This window comes from Bifidobacteriaceae bacterium, assembly GCA_031281585.1.
Taxonomy (GTDB): domain Bacteria; phylum Actinomycetota; class Actinomycetes; order Actinomycetales; family WQXJ01; genus JAIRTF01.
The window spans coordinates 1-8,664 of sequence record JAITFE010000134.1; the positions used below are offsets into that span (position 1 = coordinate 1).

9 protein-coding genes are annotated in these 8,664 nt (G+C 68.9%); 2 read left to right on the top strand and 7 right to left on the bottom strand.

The genetic code is table 11. The features are described 5' to 3' along the window. On the bottom strand, nt 1–1,073 hold a 1,073-nt coding region (locus LBC97_14100), incomplete at its 3' end, for a DUF4032 domain-containing protein (protein MDR2567160.1). Nucleotides 1,074–1,294: 221 nt separating this feature from the next. Continuing rightward, nucleotides 1,295–2,410, bottom strand: coding sequence for a sn-glycerol-3-phosphate ABC transporter ATP-binding protein UgpC (gene ugpC / locus LBC97_14105; GenBank protein MDR2567161.1), 1,116 nt, complete (start codon nt 2,408–2,410; stop codon nt 1,295–1,297). A gap of 358 nt (nt 2,411–2,768) precedes the next feature. Here ugpC and LBC97_14110 point away from each other — a divergent pair, with 358 nt between their 5' ends. Next, entirely contained in the window at nt 2,769–3,824 is a 1,056-nt protein-coding gene (locus LBC97_14110; protein ID MDR2567162.1) for an aldose 1-epimerase family protein, read from the top strand. 172 nt (nt 3,825–3,996) lie between these two features. Here LBC97_14110 and otsB read toward each other — a convergent pair whose 3' ends face one another. The 3 genes from otsB to LBC97_14125 are packed head-to-tail and all read right to left on the bottom strand — an operon-like array spanning nt 3,997 to nt 6,453. Next, nucleotides 3,997–4,794 (bottom strand): trehalose-phosphatase, encoded by a 798-nt coding sequence (gene otsB / locus LBC97_14115; GenBank protein ID MDR2567163.1) that lies wholly within the window; start codon nt 4,792–4,794, stop codon nt 3,997–3,999. Next, nucleotides 4,791–6,197 (bottom strand): trehalose-6-phosphate synthase, encoded by a 1,407-nt coding sequence (locus LBC97_14120; GenBank protein ID MDR2567164.1) that lies wholly within the window; start codon nt 6,195–6,197, stop codon nt 4,791–4,793. The genes otsB and LBC97_14120 overlap by 4 nt, the downstream gene beginning before the upstream one ends. Further along, on the bottom strand, nt 6,178–6,453 hold the full coding sequence (locus LBC97_14125; protein ID MDR2567165.1) for a hypothetical protein: 276 nt from the start codon (nt 6,451–6,453) through the stop codon (nt 6,178–6,180). Before LBC97_14125 ends, LBC97_14120 begins: the two co-directional genes overlap by 20 nt. Before the next feature lie 76 nt (nt 6,454–6,529). Here LBC97_14125 and LBC97_14130 point away from each other — a divergent pair, with 76 nt between their 5' ends. Then, complete coding sequence (locus LBC97_14130) at nt 6,530–7,126, top strand: hypothetical protein (protein ID MDR2567166.1); 597 nt, start codon at nt 6,530–6,532, stop codon at nt 7,124–7,126. Nucleotides 7,127–7,180: 54 nt separating this feature from the next. Here LBC97_14130 and LBC97_14135 read toward each other — a convergent pair whose 3' ends face one another. Both LBC97_14135 and LBC97_14140 read right to left on the bottom strand, forming a co-directional pair. Then, the gene (locus LBC97_14135) at nt 7,181–7,834 is read right to left on the bottom strand and encodes a TrkA family potassium uptake protein (protein ID MDR2567167.1); all 654 of its coding nucleotides are present in this window, start codon (nt 7,832–7,834) and stop codon (nt 7,181–7,183) included. A gap of 221 nt (nt 7,835–8,055) precedes the next feature. Next, nucleotides 8,056–8,664: TrkH family potassium uptake protein (locus tag LBC97_14140; protein ID MDR2567168.1), on the bottom strand; the 609-nt coding region annotated here is incomplete at its 5' end.

The following is an 8,664-nucleotide window of genomic DNA, read 5'->3' on the forward strand; positions in this document are numbered from 1 at the left end:
TGCGGCAACTCCAGCTTGCCGCGCAACTCGCGCGGCACCGAGCGGACCGCGGGTTCGAACACGTGGGTCAACCAGTCGTGGGCCACGAAGTCCTCGTCCGCGTCGGTCTGACCCGAATGCATCCGGTAGGTGTCCAGGTCGTTCAGCAGCCGCCGGGCCTGGTTCTCCTGCACGTCCAAGCCGGTCAGCCGGAACAGCCGCCGCGAGTGGTGGCCGGCGTCCACCACCTGCGGGCGGATGTGCAAAGTGGTGCCGTCCGGGTCGGTCGACATCGACATCTCTGCCACGTCGAAACCCAGGTCGTTGAGTCGGTTGATGCGGTCCTGCAGGCGCCAGCGCGCGTCGGCGGAGATCGTCTCCTCCTCGGTCAGCGCCCGCCACAGTTGCTCGTAGCGCTCGGTCAGGAAGTCGCCGATCGCCACCGGGTCCAAGTCGTCCTCCAGCATCTCGCCGGCCTCGAGGTCCATCAACTCGCCGATCACGTTCGTGCGGGCCAAGTCGATGTCATAGGCGCGCTGGCCGTCCGTCAACCGCTCGTAGAGGGCACCCGTCTCCGCGTCCACCAGGTAGGCGGAGAACTCCTTGGCGTCCCGCCTGAACAGGGTGTTGGAGAGCGACACGTCGCCCCAGTAGAAGCCCAACAGGTGCATCCGCACAATCAGCAGGGCGAGGGCGTCCAGCAGGCGGGTCGCCATGTCCGGGCGGAGCCGGTAGGAGAACAACGCCCGGTAGGGCAGCGAGAACTGAAGGTGCTGGGTCAGCAGCGCGGCGTCAAGCGGCTCGCCCTCGGGGGTCTGACGGCCTCCGACCACCGCCACCGGCGCGACCGAGGGGGCGTCGAAGTTCGCCAACTCCTTGAGCAGGCCGTATTCGCGCGCGGCCGCGTAGGACGCGATCTCCTTGACGGCCAGCACCCGGCCCGACAGTTTGACGAACCGGACGACGTGGCGGGACAGGCCGCGCGGCAATGCCAGCACCACATCCTCCGGCCACTGCTCCAAAGGCAGCTGCCAAGGCAGGTCAAACAGCGCCGAATCAGGTGTTACGGCCGTGATCGTCAGGGCTTGAGCCACAGGTGGTTCCTCTCATCTCCCTACATCGGCGTCCCCGCCTGTCGCCAGACCAAGCGACACCCCAAGCCAAGCGACCGCCCAAGCCAAGCGACCGCCCAAGGCGGCTGGCCTTGGAAAGGCGGCCTGACGGCATCGGACACCGAAAAAAGCGGACCGCCGCCCAAGGTGACCCCTGGACGGCGGTCCAAGATACTACCGGCCCGCTGGCGGGCCAAACCGAGTCACTCGGGCAGGCGCTCGCCTGTCGAAGCGGAGAAGTTGTGCTGTTCGCCGGCGCGGACCGTGAAGTAGACCGTCTCGCCCTTGCGCGGCACCGCGCGCGGGTCCACCCGCGCGATCAGCGACCCGCCCTGCAGCGTGGTGGTCTCCGGATCTGAGCCTTTCAGAGAGCCGTAGGCGTAGGCGTCCGAGCCGAGTTCCTCGACAATGTCGATTTCCACGGGTATGGCCCCAGGGGTGTCGACTGTGGCGGGCTCCAGGTTCTCCGGCCTGAAGCCAACCGTGAGCTTGCCTTCGTCTTCCGGGGTCATCGCGTCCAAGACCGCGCGGCTGAGCGGCACCAGGGACTGGCCGATCGCGACCGAGTCGCCCCGGACCGGAAACGTGCCGATGTTCATGGCCGGCGAGCCGATGAAGGTGGCCACGAAAGCGTTCGACGGCTTGTCGTAGAGCACCAGCGGCGAACCGACCTGCTGGAGCAGCCCGTCTTTGAGGACCGCGATCCGGTCCCCCATGGTCAGGGCCTCAGTTTGGTCGTGGGTGACGTAAACAGTGGTGACCCCCAGGCGGCGCTGCAGCGACGCGATCTGGGTGCGGGTCGACACGCGGAGCTTGGCGTCCAGGTTGGACAGCGGCTCGTCCATGAGGAACACGCGCGGTTGGCGGACAATGGCGCGGCCCATGGCGACGCGCTGGCGCTGGCCGCCGGACAGGGCCTTCGGCTTGCGGGCCAGGTATTCCTGGAGGTCCAGGATCTTGGCGGCCTCTTCGACGCGCTCGCGGATTTGCGCCTTCGGCATGCCCGCGATCTTGAGCGCGAAGCCCATGTTGTCCGCAACGGTCATGTGCGGGTAGAGAGCGTAGTTTTGGAACACCATCGCGATGTCGCGGTCTTTGGGCTGCACGTCGGTGACGTCCCGGTCGCCGATCAGGATGCGGCCGTCGTTGACTTCCTCCAGACCCGCCAGCATGCGCAGCGACGTGGACTTGCCGCAGCCGGACGGGCCGACTAGGACAAGGAACTCGCCGTCTTCGATGTGCAGGTCCAAGTGGTCGACTGCGGGCTTATCGCTGCCGGGATAAATCCGGGTGGCCCCATCAAAGGTCACGGTTGCCATGACAAATACTTCCCTTCACCGGCAGGTACGTGCCGGACGATCCGTTGTGAAAGGCGCCGCCCAAACCGTGCCCGGCTTGGTTGGCACATGCTCAGTCTTTGAGCATGCCTCCCATACTGCCACATCCGTCGGCCCCAATTTCGGCGAACCGTCCCGTCTCGCGCCTTGGACCAGCCAAGACGCCCGATTGGCGTAGCAATACCCACCTGGAAACGGCGGCGGTTTTGTTTTCAGCGCAACGCGTGTAAAGCCGCCGATGCCGTCCAGAGCCCTTTTTCGGGATCGTTTCGGCTGGCGCTGTCGGCCGCTTTTCGGCGGGCACTAACCGCCCGCGGCCGGCTCGCGGGAGAATGGTTCCATGCTTTCGCATTCTCCTTTGAATTCGGCGCCCGCTTCGCCAGTCCCGTCCGTTCCCAGTTCGGCGCCGGGCGGCGGGAGCGCCCCAAACGGCCAAGCCGACCCGGCCCTGGCTGGCGGCGTCCCCGCCAGCGGCCGCCAATTCGTGATTGAGGCGGGTCCGTACCGGGCGGCCGTCGCCTCGGTCGGCGCGTCGCTGCGGACGCTCAGCCACGACGGCCGCGATTTGGTGGCGCCGTTCGACGCGGACCGGATGCGGCCGTTCTACCGGGGCGCCGTCCTGGCGCCGTGGCCGAACCGGGTGATCGACGGCCGGTACCCGCTGCCGGCGGAGTCGCGCGGGCCGGGCGACTCGCCTGTGCAGCAACTCCCGTTGAGCGAACCGGATCGGGGCCACGCCTTGCACGGGCTGGCCGGGTGGCTCGATTTCGCGGTGGCAGATCAGGGCGCCGGCCATGTCTCCCTGGCCCAGGTGGTCGAGCCGCAAGCGGGCTACCCGTTCCGGATCGCACTGCGGGTGACGTATAGGCTGGACCAGGGCGGAGGCCTGACCTGGCAGGTCGGCGCCCAGAACCTGAGTCCCAGGCCGGCGCCGTATGGGACCGGCCCGCATCCCTATTTGGTGGCGGGGCCCTCGCCTCTGGACGAATGGGAGCTGACTTTGCCGGCGGGCGGCTTCATGGCGGTTGAAGGCGACCGGCTGCTCCCGGCGGGCCAGTATGAGGTGGCCGGCGGCGACTTCGACTTCCGGGCCGGGCGGCGGCTCGGCCCAGTCCGGATTGACCACGCCTTCACCGATGTGGCCTGGGACGGAGCCGGCCGGGCCACCGCCTGTCTGAAGGATCCGGCGGGCGGCGGCGTCGCGATCACCTGGGACCAGGCCTCCCCCTGGGTGCAGGTTCACACGGCCGACCGCCCGGAGCCGGAGTTCAACCGCGCGGGCTTGGCGATCGAGCCGATGACCTGCCCGCCGGACGCCTTCAACAGCGGTCGCGACCTGATCTGGCTGCGCCCCGGCCAACTCCACGAGGTCTCCTGGCAAATCGAGGCCCTGTAGGCCCCAACGTCTGTCCCCTCCTTCAAACCGGGGACGGTGATTTCTTTGAGACATGGGGACAGACCTGGTCCCGCCCGCGCGCCCCACTAGCGGTTTCGCCGATGTTCGGATCGCCACGTCTGTCCCCGTCTTTCGAATAATGCACCGTCCCCGGTTTGAGGGGTGGGGACGGTCATCGCCCCGGCGGTCCTTCCAGACAGGCGGCCAGAGCGGCCAGGAAGGCGGCCACCCCCTCCGGGTCGGGGAGGCGCAACTCGGCGGCGGTCGGGCCGGGACCGACCTTGACGCCCAGGTCCGGCGGGCGAATGGTTCTCAAAGCGAGTTCATCGGTCGTGTCGTCCCCGGCGAAGACCAGGCGGTCGGCATCGGCGGCCTTTTTCAGGCGGGCCAAAGCGGCGGCCTTGCCCACCGGCAAAACCGACGCCTCGACCACCATCTTGCCGGTCATAATGTGGGCGCCCAGGGCCTTGCCCAGGCGGGCGGCCTCCGCCTCCAGGCCCGCCGCCAGCGCGCGGTCCGGCATTGGGCGGGTGTGGAAAACCGCCGCGAACGGTTTCGGCTCTACCCAGGCCCCCTCGGCCCCGGAAGCCAACTCGGTCAGAGCGGCGGAAACCTGGCGCAGGCGTTCCATGCGGCCGGGCGACAGAACCACCGGCTCCAGCACCGCCACCCCGCCGGCCATCCGGCCGCGCTCCGCCCCGTGGGAGCCGACCAACAACGAGTCCTCGGGGGGCTGGGCCAACTCCGCCAAGGCTCCCGCCGGCCGCCCCGACACCAAAGCCAACTGGACCCGCTCGATCCGGGCCAGCCGGGCCAACGCCGCCGCCGCCGCGGGCGTCATCCGCGAGGCGGTCGGGTCCTCCACCAGCGGCGCCAGGGTGCCGTCGAAGTCCAACGCGACCAGGAGTTTCCGGGCGGCGGCCAGCCGCGTCAGCAACGGCCCCCAACCGCTTGTGCCGCCCTGGCTCACCGCGCCGCCAGCGTGCCGAGGAAAGAAGACGCCCAGGTGGACACGTCGTTCTCCAACACCCGGCGGCGCAGGGCCTGCATGCGCCGCCGCTGCTCGCGCGGGCTCATCGCCACCGCCCGGAGGATCGCGCCCTTCAACCCGTCAATGTCGTGCGGGTTGACCAGCAAGGCCTGGCGCAACTCGTCGGCGGCGCCCGTGAATTCGGACAACACCAGGGCGCCGCGCCCGTCCACCCGCGAGGCGACGTATTCCTTGGCGACCAGGTTCATGCCGTCGCGCAACGCCGTCACCAACATGACGTCCGCGGCCAGATACAAAGCGGCCATCTCGTCGGCGTCCTGGGTTTGGTGCAGATAGTGGATGGCGGGCGACCCGAGCGACCCGAAATCGCCGGCGATCCGCCCAACCGTGGTCTCGACATCGTCCCGGAGGGCCTGGTAGGCGCTGACATTGTCCCGTGACGGGCTGGCGACCTGCACCATCACAACGCCGGGCACTTTCAGGCGGCCGTCGCGGAGCAATTCCTCATAGGCCTTGAGGCGGTGCGCTATCCCCTTGGTGTAGTCGAGCCGGTCAACGCCGAACAGCACGGCGTCCGGGTTGCCCAATTCGGAGCGGATCTCCCGCGCCCGTGCCTGCACCCTGGGCAGCCGCGCCCGCGCGTCCACCGCCGCCGAATCGATCGAGATCGGAAACGCCGAGGACATCACGTCCCGCACGCTGCCGTCGCTCTCCCGCACCAAAATGTGGTGGCCCCGGGTGGTCAACCCGGTCAGCCGCCGCACACAGGACCGGAAATTGCCGGCGTCTTGGGCGCGCTGAAACCCGATCAGGTCCGCCCCGAGCAGCCCCATCAGGATTTCGCGCCGCCACGGCAACTGTGCGAACAGCGCCTCGGGCGGGAACGGGATGTGGTTGAAGAAGCCCACCTTCACGTCCGGCCGCAACTGCCGGATCATGGACGGCGCCAGTTGCAGCTGGTAGTCGTGGACCCACACCGTCCCGCCTTGCGCGACGGCGGCCGCGGCCGTCTCCGCGAACTTGGCGTTGACCGCCCGGTACGCCTCATGCCATTCGCGGTGATACTCGGGTTGGGTGATGACGTCGTGGTAGAGCGGCCAGAGGGTCGCGTTGGAGAAGCCCTCGTAGTAGTCCGCGATCTCCTGGGCCGTGAGCGCCACCGGGATTGACCAGATGCCGTCCAGCAGGACCGGCTCAAACGCGAAGTCGGGGGTGCCCGGCCAGCCGACCCAGGCCGCCGACCGCTCGCTCAACACCGGTTCCAAAGCGGTGACCAGTCCGCCCGGCGAGCGCCGGAAGGTGATTCCCCCGTCTTCTGCCCGCGCGGCGTCGACGGGGAGACGGTTCGACACCACGACCAAATCAGACAGTGTGGCGGTCATGTAGCCTCTCCATAGTCATATCCGGGGCAACTGAATGGTAATGATAGTGCAAAGGTCGGTTCCCGGTCCCGGCTGCGGGGCGGATCGGGTCGCGGGCGGACAGCGGACGATGCCGTTCGCCCAGCCGCAGCTCCAGCCCCGGCAGCAGCCCCAGCCCCAGCTCCGGCCGCACCCCCAGCCCCCGCTCCGGCCGCAGCCCCAGCCCAGCCCCCAGTCGGGCCGCCGGGCCGCCCGGGAGTCCGAAATCGCGGCGCACCCTGCGCGCCGTTGGCAAGGACCGCGCGATACCTTCTATGGTGTGGAGGAACGCCCGAGAATGGAAGGTAGCCCTCATGAGTGACGAGGAAGCGACGGTTCGCCACGCCGCGGACGCGGCTCCGCAATCGAGAACCTGGCTGTGGGCATCGATCTTGGCGGTGGCGATGATGGTGGCGGCGGCGCTCCTGTACATCTTCGTTGTGCGGGAAAAAGATGCCCAAGCGGAGCGGCCCAGGCCCACGGTCACGGTGACGTACACGGCATCGCCGCCAACTCCCAAGATCTCGCCCGCGCCGCGCGAATCCGGCACCGAGTTCTACGATCGGATCCCGTCGGTGCTCGGGGCCTATGTGCTGACCGCCACGGCGGAGAACCCGGATTGGGAGGGGCTGGGGGCGTTCGACTCCTACACGCTGACCTACTCCGACGGCGACCAGACCGCGACGGTGCTGGCCGGCCAATGGCGGACCGACGAGGCGGCGGCTCAGGCCTTCGACTCGCTGGGCGGCCCGGCCGCCTGGCCGGGGGCGGACGTGGACTTGGCCTCGAAGGAGTGCCCGGAGCCGCCGGACCAAGACGTGAAGGCGATCTGGGTGAACCGCACCGCCGTGTTCCAGATCGACGCCCCGGCGGGCGGCGCGGGCGAACTGTTCTGCCTCATGCCCATGTGAAAAACGGGGCGGCACTTTTTCCGGCGAGCCGGGAAAAGGTGCCGTCCCCGTTTCTCAGGGACGGGCGGCGAAGCGGTCCAGCAGGGTGGTGTTGCCGGAGACTATGAGCAGGTCTTGGCGGGAGACCCGCGTCTCGTCGGTGGCGTACTCGAACTCCTGACCTGGTGATTTGACGCCGATCACGGTCACGCCGTACTTCTTCAGCACTTGCGATTGCCCCAGGGTGAATCCGATCATCTCCTTGGGCGGGTGCATTTTGACAATGGTGAAGCCGTCCTCGAACTCGATGTAGTCGAGCAGGCGGCCGGAGACCAGGTGGGCCACGCGCTCGCCGGCGTCCGCCTCCGGCAGGATGACCTGGCTTGCGCCGATCCGGCGCAAAATGCGGGCGTGTTCGGAGGAGGTGGCCTTGGCCCAGACCTGGTTCAGGCCCAGGTCGACCAGGTTGGACGTGATCAGCACGGATGCCTCCAGGGCGGTGCCCACCCCGACCACGGCGATGGGGAAGTCGCGCGCGCCCAACTGTTCCAGGGCTTCCGGGTCGGTGCAGTCCGCCTCGACCAGTGGGAGCCGGCCCGACCAGCGGCGGATCACCTCCGGGTCCTTCTCGACGGCCAGCACCTCGCGGCCCAGGCGGTCCACCGTCAACGCCAACCGCGAGCCAAACCGGCCCATGCCGATCACGAGAACAGCCCCGTCAGCCGGCATTGGCGCGTCCGTCGACGTGGATCCGCGTTTCAAATCCACCAAGCTTCCTCCGTCCGATGGTCTGGGCCAGCGGTGTCCGGCCGAATTCAGGCTCCTGCCCGGGGCCAAGTCTAGGCCGGGGAAAGACGGGCGGGCGCGGGGACGGCATCGGGCACCGAAACGGACCCCGGCGGCCGGAACGGACCCCGGAGCCCGGAGCGGACCCCGAACCGCGGGCGGCCTCACCCGACTATGGGGCGCTCCTCCGGCAGACGGATGACGCGGCGTCGGTTGGACATGGCGACCGAGGTGGCGATAGTCATGGTGCCGAGGCGGCCGGCCAGCATCATCGCGGCCAGCGTCAGCTTCGCGACCGCGGGGAGGCCGGGGATAATCCCGGTGGACAGGCCGCAGGTGGCGAAGGCGGAGATGCAGTCGAACAGGATGTAGCTGAGCGGCGCGTCGCTGACCAGGCTGAGCACAAAAGCCCCGGTGAACACGATCATCACCGACGCGACCGCCACCGTCACGGCGACGCGCAGCACGGACGGCTCGACGCGGCGGCCGAACGCCTCCATGTCGCGGTCGCCGCGGGCCTCGGCGCGGATGGCCAGCAGCATCACGGCGAGGGTGGTGACTTTGATGCCGCCGGCGGTCGAGGCGGAGCCGCCGCCCACGAACATGAGGGCGTCCTGGAGCAGCATGGTGGCGGGGCGCTGGGCGGTGACGTCGAAGGTGGCGAACCCGCCGGAGCGGGTGTTGGCGGAGGCGAACAACGCGCCCAGCAGAGCGGCGCCCGGGGGCTTGTCGCCAAGCGTTTTCGGGTTGTTCCACTCCAGGGCCAGGAACAT

What these genes read in the sequence shown, in the direction of transcription:
- LBC97_14120 (MDR2567164.1), bottom strand. Translation starts at nt 6,197, where the DNA reads ATGACCGCCACACTGTCTGATTTGGTCGTGGTGTCGAACCGTCTCCCC.
- LBC97_14130 (MDR2567166.1), top strand. Translation starts at nt 6,530, where the DNA reads ATGAGTGACGAGGAAGCGACGGTTCGCCACGCCGCGGACGCGGCTCCG.
- LBC97_14110 (MDR2567162.1), top strand. Translation starts at nt 2,769, where the DNA reads ATGCTTTCGCATTCTCCTTTGAATTCGGCGCCCGCTTCGCCAGTCCCG.
- ugpC (MDR2567161.1), bottom strand. Translation starts at nt 2,410, where the DNA reads ATGGCAACCGTGACCTTTGATGGGGCCACCCGGATTTATCCCGGCAGC.
- LBC97_14135 (MDR2567167.1), bottom strand. Translation starts at nt 7,834, where the DNA reads ATGCCGGCTGACGGGGCTGTTCTCGTGATCGGCATGGGCCGGTTTGGC.